Genomic DNA, 15,657 nt, shown 5'->3' with positions numbered 1-15,657 from the left:
CACCCGGTCGCCGTAGCAGCGACCCGTACTGCCATGAAGGCCCGTTCCCCGGTGAGGGAGCGGGCCTTCGTCGTGCTCGAGCCCGGCGGGCTCGGGTGATCAACTCCACGTCCCCGATCCGGGGGTGACAGCGCTGCCGGATACCGCACCCACGCCGGCACCGAGTCGATCGAGCCGTGGCGGGGTCAGGCGGCGTGGCGGGTGGGCTGGCGGTGTCGGCGGTCGGCCAGCCGGGTGACGCGGAAGGTGAAGGTGGCGATCACCACAGCGGTGCCGCAGCGGGTGCAGATCAGCTCGGGACAGTCGGTGCCGTGGCCGTCGACGCAGGGCGGCACCTCGAACGGCGCCACGCCCTCGCAGACGTCGCAGTAGAGCTCGCGGTCCGACGACACGGGCGTCTCCTCTCACTTCGGGCGGCTCGCCCCCGGCGCGACAGCAACGCATAAACGGAAGCGGAGAACTACTCGGCTGTAGTTTCCCACGCGGGTCCGGCAAATCCCCACCGCGGGGCGAGTCAGGCGGTGGTGGCGGTCTCGATCCACCGGTCGAGGGTGGCGGCCGCCGCCCCGGAGTCGATCGACTCGGCCGCGCGGTCCAGGCCGGCGCGCAGCGCCTCGGTCAGGTCGCCGTCGAGCGGGCCCTGAGTGGCCAGCGCCGCCGCCGCGTTGACCAGCACCGCGTCCCGGACCGGGCCGGTCTCGCCGGCCAGCAGGCGACGGGCCACGCCGGCGTTGTACGGGGCGTCACCACCGCGCAGATCCGCGAGGGTGGACCGGGGTACCCCCAGGTCCGTCGCGTCCAGCACGGCCTCGCGTACGGTGCCGCCCTGGGCCGCCCAGACCCGGGTCGGTGCGGCAGTGGTGAACTCGTCCAGCCCGTCCTCGCCGCGCATCACCAGCACCGAGTCGCCGCGAGCGGCGAACACGCCGGCCATCACCGGGGCCATCCGCGGGTCGAAGCAGCCGACAGCGCCGGCGCGGGGCCGGGCCGGGTTGGTCAGCGGGCCGAGGAAGTTGAACACGGTGGGCACGCCCAGCTCTCGCCGGATCGGCCCGGTGTGCCGCATGCCCGGGTGGAACCGGGCCGCGAAGCAGAACCCGATGCCCGCCTCGGTGACGCAGCGGACAATCGCGTCCGGGTCGAGGTCGAGCGGAACGCCGAGGAACTCCAACAGGTCGGCGGTGCCGCAGGAGGACGACGCGGCACGGTTGCCGTGCTTGACCACCCGGACGCCGGCGCCCGCCACCACCAGCGCGGCCATGGTGGAGATGTTGACCGTGTGGGCGAGGTCACCGCCGGTGCCCACCACGTCCAGCGCGGTGGAACGCAGCTCCTCGGGGAGGTCGACCGGGACCGCCCGGCTCAGCATCGTCTCGACCAGCCCGGCCAGCTCGGCCGAGGTCTCGCCCTTGGCCCGCAGCGCCACCGCGAAGCCGGCGACCTGCGCGGCACCCGCCGAGCCGGCCATGATCTCGCCCATCGCCCAGGCGGTGTCGGCGGTGGACAGCTCGTCGCCGCGCAGCAGCGCGTTGAGCAGGTGCGGCCAGGTCCGATCGCCCATGGCGGGCCTCCCGAGCATGCGAAGTGCGGGTGGGCTGGAACCGGCGCCGATTCTTCCGGCGCCGTGGCGGTGCCGGAGAGCGGGGACGTCAGGCGGGTGCGTGCGTCCGCAGCAGCTCAGCCACCGTGCTGCCGGTGGTCACCGGGTCGAGCGGGTGCACCAGCGTCGCGTCGACCTCGGCGTACGCGGCGAGCCATCGGTCGGCGGCGCGGGCGATCACCAGGCAGGTCGGGGGCGCGTCGTCCCGGTCGTCCTTGATCTGTCGGGCGATGCCCATACCGCCGCCCGGGCTCGCCTCACCGTCGAGCAGCAGGAGGTCGATCTCGTAGTCGTCGACGAGCCGGATTGTCTCGGCGTAGGTCGACGCGTCGACGAACTCGATCTGCAGCCCGGGTGCGGGCCGGGTGCCGACGGCCATCCGCATCCGATCACGGACCTGCGGGTCGTCGCTGTAGAGCAGGACGGTGCAAAGACGATCGCTCATGGCTGGACTGGCTCCCACCTCGTAGCTGCCCGCCGATCGTACCGGTCCACGTGACGCAGTCGACATCCCGCCCGTCGCCGGCCGTCTGGCGTACCGTCGTCGCAGCTCAGGCCGTGGTGCCGGCGGCACGTTCGCGGGCCTCCTGGCGGTCCAGGTCGCGGTCGATCCGGCGGGCCTCGCGTTCGGACTGCTTGACCCACTGCACCACCAGGACCGCGAGCATGGTGACGCTGACGAACTCACCGCCGGCCCACAGGATGCCGCCGGCGACCACCTGGTCGTCCCAGGGGTCGGACCAGCTCAGGTTGAGCGACGGGTACCAGTCGCCGCCGAAGAGCGTGCTGCTCTGCATGATGGTGAGCCCGAGCACGGTGTGGAACGGCACGGAGAGCAGCATCAGCAGCGCCCGTGCCGGGTACGGCCAGCGGCCCGGCAGCGGGTCGAGACCGAGCAGCGGCCAGAAGAACACGCAGCCGGTCAGGATGAAGTGCGCGTGCACCAGCTCGTGCGCCCAGGCGTGTTCGAGGGTGAAGCGGTACAGGTCGCTGAAGTACAGCGCGAACGGGTTGACCACGAAGATGGCGAACGCCACCAGCGGGAAGCTGTAGACCCGGGCGACGCGGCTGTGCACGATCGCCAGCAGGCGCTTGCGCGCTCCGACCGGCAGGGTCCGCAGCGCCAGCGTCATCGGTGCGCCGAGTGCCAGGAAGATCGGCGCCACCATGGACAGCACCATGTGCTGGACCATGTGCACCGACAGCAGGGCGGTGTCGTACGCGTGCAGCCCGCTGACCGTGACCAGCGCGATGCCGCCCAGGCCGGGGCCGAGGAAGAAGACGGTACGGGAGACCGGCCAGCGGTCGCCACGGATGCGCAGCCGGTGCACCCCATAGAGGTAGAGGCCGGCGGCGAGCACCAGGCCGAGGGCCAGCCAGCTGTCCAACCGGGTCTCGGTCAGCACCGTGCCGACGGTGAACGGGGGAGGGGTCGCCTCGCCCCCGGCGGCCAGCGCCGGGCCCGCCGGGGTGGCCGCGAGCACTGCGGCCGGGACGGCCGAGGTGGCGGCGAAGATCGGATCGACGTGCAGCACGCTTTTCAGGCTAGGCCAGGCGAACCGGACCCCGACGCTCGGGCCACGGAAGGCGTGGGTTTGCCACCCCGCTGATCGCCGGCCCCGGTCAGGGGCAATAATGACGGCGTGACTGCGGCCCCAGCCATTGACAAGAGCCGGATCCACTCTCTGACCCGACCGAACATGGTCAGCGTCGGGACGATCGTGTGGCTCTCCAGCGAACTTATGTTCTTCGCGGCGCTGTTCGCGATGTACTTCTCGATCCGCGCGGCTGCGCCGGAGCAGTGGGAGAAGCACACCGAGCACCTCAACATCCCGTACGCGACCACGTTCACGGTGATCCTGGTGCTCTCGTCGGTGACCTGCCAGCTCGGCGTCTTCGCGGCGGAAAAGGGTGACGTGCACGCGCTGCGGCGCTGGTTCACCGTCACCTTCGTGATGGGTCTGATCTTCGTGCTCGGCCAGCTGAACGAGTACCGCGAGCTGGTGCACGAGGGCGTCAAGATCAACGGAGACGGCTACGGCTCGGTGTTCTACCTGACCACCGGCTTCCACGGCCTGCACGTGACCGGCGGCCTGATCGCCTTCATCATCTTCATGGTCCGTACGACCATGGGCCGGTTCACACCGGCGCAGGCGACCTCGGCGATCGTCGTGTCGTACTACTGGCACTTCGTCGACGTCGTGTGGATCGGGCTGTACGCCATGATCTACTGGCTTCAGTGATCTTGGCGCGTCACGAACCGCGCCGCTGCTCCGTCCCCTGAGACAAGGTCCAACCGGTTAAGGACACAGCTCATGACTTCTGACAACGACCGCCGACGCGGTCTGCTCGCGCGCCTGCGCGGGCGGCCCGCCGCGCGCAGCAGGGGCCGCCGCCGGCTGGGTGCCGCGGTTCGGCTGTTCGCCGCGCTGATGCTCGCCGGCGGCGCCTACACCGTCTTCGCCCCCGGTGTGCAGGCGCAGGACAACCCGCCGATGACCGGCGCCGCCGCCGAGGGCAAGGCGCTGTTCGACGTGAGCTGTGTGACCTGCCACGGACGCAACGCCCAGGGCGTCGAGGGCCGCGGACCGAGCCTGGTCGGCGTCGGCGCCGCCTCGGTCGAGTTCCAGGTCAGCTCCGGCCGGATGCCGATGGCCCGGCAGGAGGCCCAGGCACACCGCAAGCCCCCGCTCTTCACCGACGAGCAGACCCGCCAGCTGGCTCAGTACATCCAGGAGCTCGGTGGCGGCCCGATCGTGCCGGAGGGCGACCTCGCCCAGGACGCCAACGTCGCGGCCGGTGGTGAGCTGTTCCGGATCAACTGCTCGCAGTGCCACGCCTTCGGCGGCGGCGGTGGCGCGCTCTCCTCGGGCAAGTTCGCTCCGAGCCTGCACCCGGCGACCGACCGGCAGATCTACGCGGCGATGCTGAGCGGCCCGCAGAACATGCCGGTGTTCGGTGACAACCAGCTCCGCCCGGAGCAGAAGGCCGACATCATCGCCTACATCCAGGAGACGCTGAAGCACGACCAGGACCCGGGTGGGTTCAACCTCGGCCGGTACGGGCCGTCCACCGAGGGCCTGGCGATCTTCCTGGTTGGCATCGTGGCGCTCGTCTTCGCTAGCCTGTGGATTGCGGGCAAGTCGTGACCGAGCGGATCATCCGATTCAGTGCTGTGGTGCCGCTCGGCGCCACCCGTAGCGAGGTGACGGCATGAGCACGCACACCGAGCACCAGGCCCCGCAGGGCCAGGAGCCGCTCGACCTGAACGCGCCCGGGGTGACCCGGTTCGACGTCGTCCGTGAGGGCGCGCGCCGGGACGACATCGAGATCGTCCACTACGAGCCGCAGGTGCTGCCCGGCACCAAGGCCGAGCGCCGGCTGACCCGGGTGGTGGCAGGGTTCTTCCTGATCACCGGCCTGGCGGCGACCGCGTTCCTGGCCATCTACATCTGGTGGCCGTGGCAGTACGAGCCGGGCCGTGGCGGCGACAAGTTCTACACCCCGCTGCTCGGCGCCACCCTCGGCGTGGCCCTGCTCGCCGTCGGCTTCGGCATCCTGACCTGGGGCAAGAAGTTGCTGCCCAAGGAGGTCTCGATCCAGGACCGGCACGAGGGCGCGGTGGACGAGGAGAGCCGCACCATCACCGGCCAGACCATGCTCTACATGGCCGACGAGTTGGGCGTGAAGCGTCGCCCGCTGCTCGGCATCTCGCTGCTGGCCGGTCTCGCGCCGGTCGGCGCGGTGGTCGCGGCGCCGCTGGTCGGCGGTCTGATCTCCCAGCCGCACAAGAACAACCAGATGTTCACCACCGGGTTCGGCTCGGCCGAGGGTGGCCAGCGGATCCGGCTGGTTCGCGAGGACGGCCGGCCGATCCGCCCGGCCGACATCAGCGCCGGTGGTCAGTTGACCGTCTTCCCGGGCATTGACCACGGCGTGAGCAACAAGCACGCCGACTCGCCGACGCTGCTGATCCACCTGCGGGACTCCGACGCGATGACCTCGCGCCAGGCCAACGAGCGGGTCGGCCACGGCGACTACATGTGGGGCAACTACGCGGCGTTCTCCAAGATCTGCACGCACGCCGGTTGCCCGGCCAGCCTGTACGAGCAGCAGACCAACCGGCTGCTCTGCCCGTGCCACCAGTCCCAGTTCCTCATCACCGACAACGCCCGGCCCGTCTTCGGCCCCGCCAGCCGGCGGCTGCCGCAGTTGCCGATCGAGGTGGACTCCGAGGGCTTCTTCGTGGCGAAGTCCGACTACACCGAGACCGTCGGGCCTGATTTCTGGGAGCGGCCATGAAGCGTCGAAAGCTTGACCTTGCGGCGACGCCGGGTAAGGCCGCGGTGGGAGTGGATGACCGCTTCCAGGTGGCCACCCCGCTTCGCCGGCTGCTGAACAAGGTCTTCCCGGACCACTGGTCCTTCCTCCTCGGCGAGATCGCGCTGTTCTCGTTCGTGGTGCTGCTGCTGACCGGTGTGTTCCTGACCTTCTTCTTCGAGCCGGCGATGACCGAGGTGGTCTACGACGGCAGCTACGCCCCGTTGCAGGGCACGCCGATGTCCGCCGCGTACGCCTCCAGCCTGGACATCTCGTTCGACGTCCGTGGCGGTCTGGTGATGCGGCAGATGCACCACTGGGCTGCGCTGCTGTTCATGGCCGCGATCGTCGTGCACATGCTGCGGGTCTTCTTCACCGGTGCCTTCCGCAAGCCGCGGGAGACCAACTGGATCATCGGCTCGCTGCTGTTCTGGGTCGGCTTCCTGGCCGGCTTCACCGGCTACTCGCTGCCGGACGACGGCCTGTCCGGCACCGGCCTGCGGATCGCCTCGGCGATCATGCTGTCGATCCCGGTGATCGGCTCCTGGGTCACCTCGTCGATCTTCGGCGGGGAGTTCCCTGGCACGATCATCATCAGCCGGTTCTTCATCGCCCACGTGCTGCTCATCCCGGGTCTGCTGGTCGCGCTGATCAGCGTCCACCTGGGCCTGGTCTTCAAGCAGAAGCACACCCAGTGGCCCGGCCCCGGTCGGACCAACGGCAACGTGGTCGGCGAGCGGATGTTCCCGCGGTACGCGCTGAAGCAGGGCGGCTTCTTCATGGTCGTCTTCGGCGTCATCGCGCTGATGGGCGGTCTGTTCCAGATCAACCCGATCTGGCTGTTCGGCCCGTACGAGGCGTGGGTGGTCTCGGCCGCCAGCCAGCCCGACTGGTACGTCATGTTCCTCGACGGCTCGACGCGGCTCATGCCAGCGTGGGAGATCAACATCCCGCTCGGTGACGGGTACGTCATCCCGCCGCTGTTCTGGCCGACGGTGGTGCTGCCCGGCATCCTGGTGGGCCTGTCGACGATGTACCCGTTCCTGGAGGCGCGGCACCTCAAGGACCGCAAGAGCCACAACCTGCTCCAGCGGCCCCGTGACGTTCCGGCCCGGACCGCGGTCGGCGCCATGGCGGTGTCGTTCTACATCGTGCTGACGCTCTCCGGCGCCAACGACGTTATCGCCGACAAGTTCCAGATCAGCCTGAACGCGATGACCTGGGCGGGCCGGGTCGGCCTGCTGCTGGTCCCGCCGGTGGCGTACTACGTCACCTACCGGCTCTGCCTGGGTCTGCAGCAGCACGACCGGGAGGTGCTCGCGCACGGCGTGGAGACCGGCATCATCCGGCGTTTGCCGGACGGCCGGTTCGTCGAGGTGCACCAGCCGCTCAGTGCGGCGGACGGGCACGACGGCCACGGCGAGCTGGAGTACGTCGGCTGGGTGGTGCCCAAGAAGATGAACCGGCTCGGGGCCCTCGGCCCGGCGATCCGGGGCTTCTTCTACCCGATCGAGAAGCCGGTCGAGGCACCGGTCTCGCCGGGGCACCCGCCGGTCGAGGCCCGACCCGAGCGCGAGGAGATCAGCAGCGGCGAGAGCCGCCGCTGACCCCCCGACCGCAGCGTTACGTGGCGCCCGCCGGAATTCCGGCGGGCGCCACGCCGTATCGGCGTCCACCACCCATCCGGTCAGGAGTCGGACGGCCACGGCGGGACCGGTCGACCCCGCGCGACGGGCGATCGCAGGAATAACCCCGGTGAGCCGGGTATCCGTGCGGTCCAACGTCTCAAGGGGGGGAAGCATGTTGGGTATCAAACGCCTCGGCCTGTTGGCCGCGCTGGTACTGGTCGGCGTAGCGCCGGCAGCGGCCGCGCAGGCCGCGGCACAGCCGTCGACGCAGGACACCCAGTATCTGCAGGCGGTGCACCAGGTCAACCTGTTCGAAATCACCGCCGGTGACCTGGCCCAGCAGAAGGGCCAGGACCAGGGGGTCAAGGACCTGGGCGCGATGTTGAAGACCGACCACACCCAGCTGGACCAGACGGTGCAGCAGACCGCGTCCCAGCTCGGGGTGGAACTGCCGAACGAGCCCAGCGCCGATCAGCAGGCCGTCATCGACCAGCTGAACAACGCCAGCGGCGCGGAGTTCGACCGGCTCTGGGTGACCAGTGAGCTGGCCGGTCACGTCCAGGCCATCCAGGCCACCCAGACGGAGATTTCGCAGGGCTCCGAGCAGTCGGTGGTCCAGTTGGCCCAGACCGCCCTGCCGATCCTGCAGACGCACTACGACGAGTTGGTCCAGCTCGCCAACCAGCTGGGCATTCCGGTCCCGCAAACCAGCGCCAGCGGTACGCCCAGCCCGGGCGGCACCTCGACGCCGGCTCCGGGCGGCACCACTGAGTCCCCGGCTCCGGGCGGCACGACCGAGTCGCCGGCTCCGGGCGGTGGCACCACCGAGACGCCGGCTCCGAGCGAGAGCTGACGTAACGGCAGCAGACGGCCGGTCCACCCGCGGGGTGGACCGGCCGCCGTGCGTCCGGCGCGGCCGACACGGCGGTCGGCGTGGCCGGCGGGGTCAGTCGGCGCTGGCCAGGCCGATCGCGAACGCCTCCTCCAGGTCATGCTGGGAGTACGCCCGGAACGCGATGTGCGACTCGGTGTTGAGCACGCCCGGCACCTTGGAGATGCTGCCCGCGATGACCTGGGCGATCTGGTCGAACTCGCGGACCCGGACGATGGCGATGAGGTCGACGTGCCCGGCCACCGAGTAGACCTCGCTGACGCCGGGGAGGTTGGCCAGGTTCTCCGCCACCTCGGGGATCGCGTCGGTGGCGCAGTCGATCAGCACGATCGCGGTGATCACGGGGCATTTCTCCGTTCGTCGGCGTCGTCGCCCATGCTAGATGTTTCCGCCCGGGCCCGGAGGCGGGAGCCGTCGGGGCTCAGCCCTGCGCGCCGGCCGGCACGGTGCAGCTGTCCCCGGCCCGGATCGCGTCGCGTAGTCGTTCGTCGGCGCGTACCGTCGCGCCCGGCCAGACCACCGTGCGCCGTACGTCGCCGTGCACCCGTGCACCGGCGCCGACCACCGACTCCACGCAACGGCCGGTCACCGTGGCCGACGGGTCGACCAGGGTGCCGCCCGCCGCCGCGTGCAGGTTGGCGGCCAGGTAGTCGGCGGGGGTGCCGGTGTCGTAGAAGGTGCCCGGGTAGGGCACCACCTCCAGCGCGCCGGCCGCCTCGGCCGGCCGCCAGACCGCGCGTACGAGGTCGGAGAAGATCACCGGCAGTTCGCGGACAAGCCGCCAGGGCAGCAGCGAGAAGCCGGTGAAGCAGTGCCCGGCGAAGGTGCCCGGCTCCGTCGGGTTCGCGGCGGGCTGACCGAGCAGGCGTACCCGGTGCCCGTCCCAGCCGTCGAGCAGGGCGGCCACGTCCGTGCCCGGGGGAGCCGCCGGGTCGGCGAGGTACGCGTCGGCGTTGCCGACCAGCACCGGCCGGCCGTCGATCCAGTCCCGCAGGTTGGCCACCCCGCCCGCCGTGCCGAGCGGGTCGCCGGGCTCCACCGACAGGTGAGCACGGTCGCCGACGTGCGCGACCACCTGGTCGGCGAGGTAGCAGGCGTTCACCGCGACCCGTCCGGGACCGGTCAGGCCGAGCCCGGCCAGCCGGGCCAGCGCCCGGTCCAGCAGCGGCACGTTGCCCACCGGGCAGAGCGCCTTGGGCACCCGTTCGGTGAGCGGTCGCAGCCGGGTGCCCTCGCCCGCGGCCAGCACCACGGCGCACACCTCCGCCCGCCGGTCGCCCGGCCGGCCGTCGGTCGCCGGCACGCCGGCCGCTGTGGTCACGGCATCGCGTCGGGTACCGGTGGCGGGAACTGCCCGGCCAGCGGCCCGATGTCGTAGTAGGCGAGCAGCCGGGCCGTCGGCCAGGTCAGCTTGGGCAGATCGTCGAGCGGGTGCCAGGCGGCCTCGAAGACCTCACCGCCGTCGACCACCAGCTCGGTGTCGGAGGCCGGCACCTCCGTCTCGAAGACCACATCCACCCAGCCCTTGGCGTGCACGACCGCGTTCGGCACCGCGGGGCGCAGCCGGGACGGTGGGAGCCGGATGCCGCTCTCCTCGAACAGCTCGCGGGCCGCGCCCACCACCGGGGCCTCGCCCCGATCCAGCAGGCCGGCGGGCAACGACCACCCCTTGCCGGGCGGCTGGCGCAGCAGCAGCAACCGCCCCGCACCCGTCGCCTCGGCGTCGCGGACCAGGGTGACCGCGCCGACGATGTACTTGGGCACGGCCAGCCGGACCAGGCGCCGGCGCACCGGCAGGGGCAGCCGGTAGAAAGCCTGGTAGAAGATGGCCCGACCGGTGGCGCGGGAGCGGGGGATCATGACTCCAGGCTAGTGGTCACGAATGTCGTTCGGACGCGCTGGGGCCCGGTGGGTCACTGCCGATGGTCGACCAGGTCGATGAGCTGGCGGACCACGGTGTCCGGTTCGATCACCCGGTCGAAGACCGCGACCAGCAGGGTCTCCAGGTCGGGGTAGCCCAGCTCCTCGGAGAGGCGCAGCAGCGGCAGGTCACTGGCGAGGCCACGGTTGTGCTGGCGCAGGGCGAGCCCGATGGTGGCCCGGCCGAGACGGACCTTGTCGCTGATCGTGATGCCCGGCTCGGTGTGCTCCGCGAACCACCGGTTGATCTGCATCTGCGCGTGCGGCGACTTGACGAAGTCGAGCCACTCCCGGCGCGGGCCGCGCGGCGCCACCCCGGCCTCGAAGCCGTTGTCCCCGTCGTTCTCGGTGAAGATCTCGACCACGTCGCCCTCGTCCAGCTCGGAGCTCAGCGGCGCGAGCCGGCCGTTGATCCGGGCGGCGAGGCAGTGGTCGCCCCGCTGGCTGCCCAGCTCGTAGGCGAGGTCGACGGGCGTGGCACCGGCCGGCAGTACGACCTGCCGCCCGTCAGAGAAGACCTGGATCTGCCCCTCGGCGAGGTCGCAGCGCAGCGACTCGAGGAACTGCGCCGGGTCGGCGGCGTCCGGCTCCCAGTCGAGCACCCGCCGCAGCCAGTCCAGCTGCTCGGCGCGGGCCGCCGCGCTGCCGCTGCTCGTGCGTGGAAAGCGGAAGTCGGCGGCGATGCCGTACTCGGCCGAGCGGTGCATCTCCTCGGTGCGGATCAGCACCTCCACCGTGCGGTCCTGCGGGCCGCAGACGCTGGTGTGCAGCGAGCGGTAGAGGTTGTTCTTCGGCGAGGCGATGAAGTCCTTGAATCGGCCGGGGACCGGTCGCCAGGTGCCGTGGATGGCGCCGAGCGCGGCGTAACAGTCGGTGGCCGGGCCGTCGACCACCACCGAGATGCGCGGCAGGTCGTACGGCGCGGCGTGGCTGCCGGCGATGGTGTCCTTCCAGATCGAGTAGAGGTGCCGGGGCCGGGGGCTCACCTCGGCGTCGACCCGGCTGCGACGTAACGCCACCCGGGCACGGGTGACCACCGACTCGAGGTACGCGTCCCAGCCCGGCCGGTCGTGCACGTGCCGGGCCAGCCGGGCGTGCTCGTCGGGCTCCAGGTGCAGCAGCACCACGTCGTCCAGCTCGCGCTTGAGGGTCTGGATGCCCAGCCGGTCGCAGAGCGGGACCAGCACCTCCTGGGTCTTGCGGGCGATCCGTTCCCGCGACGCCGCGGAGCGCACACCGAGGGTGCGCATGTTGTGCAGCCGGTCGGCCAGCTTGATGATCAGCACCCGGACGTCCTTGGCAGCTGCCACGATCATCTTGCGGATCGTCTCCGCCTCGGCGGCCTTGCCGTAGAACGCCTTGTCGAACTTGGTCACCCCGTCGACCAGGTGGGCTACCTCGCCACCGAAGTCCTCGGAGAGCGCCTGGAGCGTGTAGCGGGTGTCCTCCACCGTGTCGTGCAGCAGCGCCGCCACCAGGGTGATGGTGTCCATCCCCAGCTCGGCGCAGATCTGCGCCACCGCGAGGGGGTGGGTGATGTAGGGCTCACCGCTCTTGCGGAACTGCCCGCGGTGCATGTTTTCCGCGATGGTGTACGCCCGGCGCAGCACCGCGGGATCGGTGCCGGCGTGGATGCCCCGATGGGTCCGGACAAGCTGCGTGACCGGGTCGGAGTCGGCGGTCGGCCAGGTGAGCAGCGACCGCAGCCGGCGGGCCAGCGGCAGCTCACCCGACTGGGTCGGCAGGGCGCCCCCCAGGGCGGCGCCGTGTCCGGCGTCGACGTCCACGAGGGACACCTCCTCACCCCGGCTCCGCGGCCGCCGAAACCCGGCGGTCGGGAGCAGGCCCACGAATCGGGCAGGACTGCACTTCTCCAACAGCCTAAGGGAGTCGACGTAGTCCGATCGGTCACTTGGTCATGAGCGTTCGGTCGAGAGTTGGTGGGACCCTCCGTTTTCGGCCTTCGCCAGGAGGTCGCGGAACCGGCCCGCACCACCAACCGGCGAGGACCAACCGGAGGACATTTCCACCAGCCGGGTCTCCGGTCGTTCCAACCAGGACAGGATGCGCTCGGACTCCTCGGCGGTGGCCGCCGGCACCGGCCCGTGCCCGCCCGGCACCGTCTCGGCGGTCGCCCGGATGGCGTTCAGCGTGGGTCGCGGGTGGACGCTCGGCGGGGACACCCCCGCGCCGGCCAGCCGGCCGTGCCGGACCAGGGCCAGCTCCCAGCCGCCACGGGCGGCCGGCCGGGCCGCGGCCAGCTCGACGATCCCGGTCAGCGCGGCCAGCCGCTGCATCCGCACGGTGGCGCGCAGGACTGCGGCCAGCCGGGACCGCACCACCGCGGCCTCCTCGTAGCGCTGGTCGCGGGAGAGCACGTCGATCCGGGCCAGCAGCGCGTCCACCACCGGCTGCGGGTCGCTGGCGGTGGCGGTGCGGAACGGCGCGGCGGCGCGGTCGTCGTACTCCTCGGGGGTGATCTTGTGCTCGCAGGGTGCCGGGCAGCGACCCAGCTCGGCCAGCGCGCAGGCCGGCGTGACGGTCCGCAGCGAGAGCCGGTGCGTGCACTGGCGCAGCGGAACGGCGTCGTGGAAGCCCGCGGCGGCCAGCTCCGCGGCCCGTCGGGAGGTGAACGGCCCGAGGTAGGCGGTGTCGGTGGGGGAGAGGCCACGGACCACCGACAACCGGGGGTACGGGCCGTCGGTCAGCTTGAGCCAGACCATCCGCTCCGGGTATTTCGACCGCCGGTTGTACGGCGGGGCGTGCGCGGCGATCAGCCGCAACTCGCGGACCTCGGCCTCCAGCGAGTGCGCGCACTCGACCGCCTCGACCCGCTCGGCCGCCGCCAGCATCTCGGAGATCCGGGCCCGCTTCTCCCCGGCGGTGAAGTAGCTGCGCACCCGGGTGGCGATGTCGCCGGAGGTGCCGACGTAGAGCGGCCGGTCGTCGGCGGCCCGGAAGATGTAGACCCCGGGGACCTTGGGCAGCCCTTCCGCCAGGTGCCGCTTGCGGCGCTGGGTCGGGGTGACCGCCCGGGCGAACTCGATGGCGTCGCCGACGGTGTCCACCCGGTGCCCGCCGAGCCGGCCGATCAGCCCGTGCAGCACGTCGACGGTGGCCTTCGCGTCGTCCAGCGCCCGGTGGGTGGGCTGGGTGGCGGTGCGGAAGTAGGCGGCCAGGGTGCCCAGCTTGCGGTTGGGCACCTCGTCGCGGGTCAGCACCCGGCGGGCCAGCGCCGCGGTGTCCAGCACCCGCGGGTTGGGCCACCGGTAGCCGTGCTTGGCGCAGGCGGCCTTGAGGAAGCCCACGTCGTAGGGGGCGTTGTGGGCCACCAGCACCGCGTCGGCGATGAACTCCAGGAAGCTCGGCAGCACCTGCTCGATCGGCGGCGCCGGCACCAGCATGGCCTGGGTGATCCCGGTCAGCACGGTGATGAACGGCGGGATCGGCTGCCCCGGGTTGACGAGGGTGGCCAGCACGCCGAGCTGCTCGCCGCCACGCACCTTGACCGCGCCGATCTCGGTGATGCCGCCGCCGTCCGGTGCGCCGCCGGTGGTCTCCAGGTCGACCACCACGAAGGTGGTCGCGTAGAGCGGCAGCGCCGGGTCCACCCCGCCCATCGCCGGGTCGAGACCGGCCAGTGACTCCTGGACGTACTCCGACTGTGCCATCGGCGGCACGCTAGCGCCCCGGTCCGACACTCCCGTCACAACGGTCCCATGAGTCACCACGGGGGCTAGGATGAGAGATCGGCTCACTCACCGGGCGGTGGGCCCGGTCGCGGTGGGAGACTTGTTACATGCCCCTCACCGAGCCGTCCGACGACCACCTCCCGCAGGAGGATCCGGTCGCGCTCGACGGGGCCCTGGGCAACCCGGACGACAACGTAGTCAGCGAGACATCCGGCGCATCCGGCCCGACGACGGCGGGCGACGGGTCGGTTGTCGAGCCGGAGCCGACCCTGCCCGAGCCGGTCCGGCAGCGGATCGTGGCGCTGACCGCCGCGGTGCTGCCCGGGCTGCCCTCCGACGAGGTGCCGGTGCCGCTGCGCCGGGTGGCCAAGTTCGCCCCGAACCGGCGGGCCCGGCTCGGCGCGCCGGCCATAGCCGCCCAGCTCGCCGGTGACCCGCTGTTCCGGCAGCGGGTCACCGCCCGGGTGCTGGCCGACGCCGGTGACCTTGGCGCAGCCGTGGTCGAGGGCACCGCGCCGGCCGCCGCCGACCCGGTCGAGGTGGCCGCGCTGGCCTACCTCGCCCGGCCGCGTGGCTGGCGCGAGCTGATCGACGCCAGCGGCGCGGCGGTCCGCGCCGAGGCCGACAGCGCGGTCGTCGCCGAGTTGGTTCGCGAGGCCGAGCAGCGGGCCACCCGGGCCGAGCACGACCGGGCGGTGGCTCGGGTGGAGGCGGAGAAGCTCCGCGACGAGCTGGCCCGGGTCCGGGAGGAGTTGGGCCAGCTCCGCGAGGAGTCCCGCCAGTTGGCCCGTACGCTGCGGGAGACCCAGGCCCGCGAGCGCAAGGCCACCGAGGTGCTGGCCACCGAGCGTGGCCGGGCCGCGCGGGCGAGCGCCGACGTGGACGCCGAGCTGCGTCGGGCCCGCGCCCGGCTGGCCGAGGCGGAGGCCGCGGCCGGCGTGGCCCGGGCCAGCGCCAAGGAAGCCCGTTCGGTCGACGACGCCCGGCTCTGGCTGCTGCTGGAGACCATCGGTCAGGCCGCCGTCGGGCTGCGCCGGGAGCTGGCGCTCGACCCGGTGGACAAACTCCCCGCCGACTTCGTGGCCGACGCGTTCGCCGAGCAGCCGGGCACCGCGCCGGCCGGCCCGTCCGCCCGTGCCCGGGACACCGACGACCCGGCCCGACTGGACCAACTGCTCGCCCTGCCCCGGGCGCACCTGGTGGTGGACGGCTACAACGTCACCAAGCGTGGCTTCGGCGAGATGTCGCTGGAGCAGCAGCGCAAGCGCCTCATCACCGGGCTGGGTGGGATCGCCGCGCAGACCGGCGACGAGGTCACCGTGGTCTTCGACGGTGCGGAGCGGATGCACGGGCTGCCGCCGGCGCCGCGCGGCGTACGGGTGCTCTTCTCCCGCAAGGGCGAGACCGCCGACGAGCTGATCCGGCGGCTGGTCCGCGCCGAGCCGGCGGGGCGTCCGGTGGTCGTGGTCTCGTCCGACCGCGAGGTCGCCGACGGGGTACGCCGACACGGGGCCTACCCGCTCGGGGCCGACTCGCTACTGCGGCGGCTGGCCCGCTCCTGACCGCATCCGCCGGCGGATCGGCCGGCGGCCAATCTCTGCGTGA

General features: G+C 72.0%; 15 protein-coding genes. 6 read left to right on the top strand and 9 right to left on the bottom strand.

The annotated features are described in order from the left end of the window. Positions 1-185: 185 nt before the first annotated feature. The 4 genes from ACFY29_RS07565 to ACFY29_RS07550 form a co-directional block, all read right to left on the bottom strand. Complete coding sequence (locus ACFY29_RS07565; protein WP_328418958.1) at positions 186-392, bottom strand: hypothetical protein; 207 nt, start codon at positions 390-392, stop codon at positions 186-188. A 122-nt stretch (positions 393-514) separates the two neighbouring features. Then, positions 515-1,561 (bottom strand): anthranilate phosphoribosyltransferase, encoded by a 1,047-nt coding sequence (trpD, locus tag ACFY29_RS07560; RefSeq protein ID WP_328418957.1) that lies wholly within the window; start codon positions 1,559-1,561, stop codon positions 515-517. A gap of 88 nt (positions 1,562-1,649) precedes the next feature. After that, positions 1,650-2,045 (bottom strand): hypothetical protein, encoded by a 396-nt coding sequence (locus ACFY29_RS07555; RefSeq protein WP_355604881.1) that lies wholly within the window; start codon positions 2,043-2,045, stop codon positions 1,650-1,652. Positions 2,046-2,151: 106 nt separating this feature from the next. Beyond that, positions 2,152-3,135: a cytochrome c oxidase assembly protein gene (locus ACFY29_RS07550; RefSeq protein WP_386984120.1), complete on the bottom strand. Its 984-nt coding sequence runs from the start codon at positions 3,133-3,135 to the stop codon at positions 2,152-2,154. Positions 3,136-3,243: 108 nt separating this feature from the next. Here ACFY29_RS07550 and ACFY29_RS07545 point away from each other — a divergent pair, with 108 nt between their 5' ends. The 5 genes from ACFY29_RS07545 (at position 3,244) to ACFY29_RS07525 (ending at position 8,401) form a co-directional block, all read left to right on the top strand. After that, entirely contained in the window at positions 3,244-3,843 is a 600-nt protein-coding gene (locus ACFY29_RS07545; protein ID WP_355604885.1) for a heme-copper oxidase subunit III, read from the top strand. Positions 3,844-3,915: 72 nt separating this feature from the next. Beyond that, a complete protein-coding gene (locus ACFY29_RS07540) occupies positions 3,916-4,749 on the top strand; it encodes a cytochrome c (protein ID WP_355604888.1) in 834 nt (277 codons plus the stop codon). A 64-nt stretch (positions 4,750-4,813) separates the two neighbouring features. Then, positions 4,814-5,902, top strand: coding sequence for a ubiquinol-cytochrome c reductase iron-sulfur subunit (locus ACFY29_RS07535; protein WP_386984117.1), 1,089 nt, complete (start codon positions 4,814-4,816; stop codon positions 5,900-5,902). Then, positions 5,899-7,527, top strand: a complete 1,629-nt coding sequence (locus tag ACFY29_RS07530; RefSeq protein WP_355604891.1) for a cytochrome b N-terminal domain-containing protein — start codon at positions 5,899-5,901, stop codon at positions 7,525-7,527. The genes ACFY29_RS07535 and ACFY29_RS07530 overlap by 4 nt, the downstream gene beginning before the upstream one ends. Before the next feature lie 193 nt (positions 7,528-7,720). Further along, the gene (locus tag ACFY29_RS07525; protein ID WP_328418950.1) at positions 7,721-8,401 is read left to right on the top strand and encodes a DUF4142 domain-containing protein; all 681 of its coding nucleotides are present in this window, start codon (positions 7,721-7,723) and stop codon (positions 8,399-8,401) included. Positions 8,402-8,494: 93 nt separating this feature from the next. Here the strand turns inward: ACFY29_RS07525 and ACFY29_RS07520 are convergent, their stop codons facing one another. From ACFY29_RS07520 to ACFY29_RS07500, 5 genes are all read right to left on the bottom strand, one after another. Continuing rightward, positions 8,495-8,782, bottom strand: a complete 288-nt coding sequence (locus tag ACFY29_RS07520; protein ID WP_074313163.1) for an Lrp/AsnC family transcriptional regulator — start codon at positions 8,780-8,782, stop codon at positions 8,495-8,497. Between the two features lie 79 nt (positions 8,783-8,861). Next, the gene (locus ACFY29_RS07515; protein WP_386984115.1) at positions 8,862-9,761 is read right to left on the bottom strand and encodes a sugar phosphate nucleotidyltransferase; all 900 of its coding nucleotides are present in this window, start codon (positions 9,759-9,761) and stop codon (positions 8,862-8,864) included. Then, on the bottom strand, positions 9,758-10,300 hold the full coding sequence (locus tag ACFY29_RS07510) for an NUDIX hydrolase (protein ID WP_386984114.1): 543 nt from the start codon (positions 10,298-10,300) through the stop codon (positions 9,758-9,760). Before ACFY29_RS07510 ends, ACFY29_RS07515 begins: the two co-directional genes overlap by 4 nt. Before the next feature lie 53 nt (positions 10,301-10,353). Then, the gene (locus ACFY29_RS07505; RefSeq protein ID WP_386984680.1) at positions 10,354-12,147 is read right to left on the bottom strand and encodes a RelA/SpoT family protein; all 1,794 of its coding nucleotides are present in this window, start codon (positions 12,145-12,147) and stop codon (positions 10,354-10,356) included. 129 nt (positions 12,148-12,276) lie between these two features. After that, positions 12,277-14,031, bottom strand: a complete 1,755-nt coding sequence (locus ACFY29_RS07500; protein ID WP_328418948.1) for a DEDD exonuclease domain-containing protein — start codon at positions 14,029-14,031, stop codon at positions 12,277-12,279. A 128-nt stretch (positions 14,032-14,159) separates the two neighbouring features. Between ACFY29_RS07500 and ACFY29_RS07495 the strand changes: the two genes are divergently transcribed. Then, positions 14,160-15,614, top strand: coding sequence for an NYN domain-containing protein (locus ACFY29_RS07495; RefSeq protein WP_386984112.1), 1,455 nt, complete (start codon positions 14,160-14,162; stop codon positions 15,612-15,614). The last annotated feature ends 43 nt before the right edge of the window (positions 15,615-15,657 follow it).

It is taken from the genome of Micromonospora sp. NPDC000668, from assembly GCF_042897975.1.
Lineage (GTDB): Bacteria > Actinomycetota > Actinomycetes > Mycobacteriales > Micromonosporaceae > Micromonospora.
Note: the sequence above shows the minus strand (reverse complement) of the source record. Positions and strands in the feature narration are given on the sequence as shown.

Bases quoted from the DNA above. Each gene is read 5' to 3' on its own strand.
- ACFY29_RS07510 (WP_386984114.1), bottom strand. From the start codon at position 10,300: ATGATCCCCCGCTCCCGCGCCACCGGTCGGGCCATCTTCTACCAGGCT.
- ACFY29_RS07540 (WP_355604888.1), top strand. From the start codon at position 3,916: ATGACTTCTGACAACGACCGCCGACGCGGTCTGCTCGCGCGCCTGCGC.
- ACFY29_RS07500 (WP_328418948.1), bottom strand. From the start codon at position 14,031: ATGGCACAGTCGGAGTACGTCCAGGAGTCACTGGCCGGTCTCGACCCG.
- ACFY29_RS07530 (WP_355604891.1), top strand. From the start codon at position 5,899: ATGAAGCGTCGAAAGCTTGACCTTGCGGCGACGCCGGGTAAGGCCGCG.
- ACFY29_RS07535 (WP_386984117.1), top strand. From the start codon at position 4,814: ATGAGCACGCACACCGAGCACCAGGCCCCGCAGGGCCAGGAGCCGCTC.
- ACFY29_RS07525 (WP_328418950.1), top strand. From the start codon at position 7,721: ATGTTGGGTATCAAACGCCTCGGCCTGTTGGCCGCGCTGGTACTGGTC.
- trpD (WP_328418957.1), bottom strand. From the start codon at position 1,561: ATGGGCGATCGGACCTGGCCGCACCTGCTCAACGCGCTGCTGCGCGGC.
- ACFY29_RS07495 (WP_386984112.1), top strand. From the start codon at position 14,160: ATGCCCCTCACCGAGCCGTCCGACGACCACCTCCCGCAGGAGGATCCG.
- ACFY29_RS07555 (WP_355604881.1), bottom strand. From the start codon at position 2,045: ATGAGCGATCGTCTTTGCACCGTCCTGCTCTACAGCGACGACCCGCAG.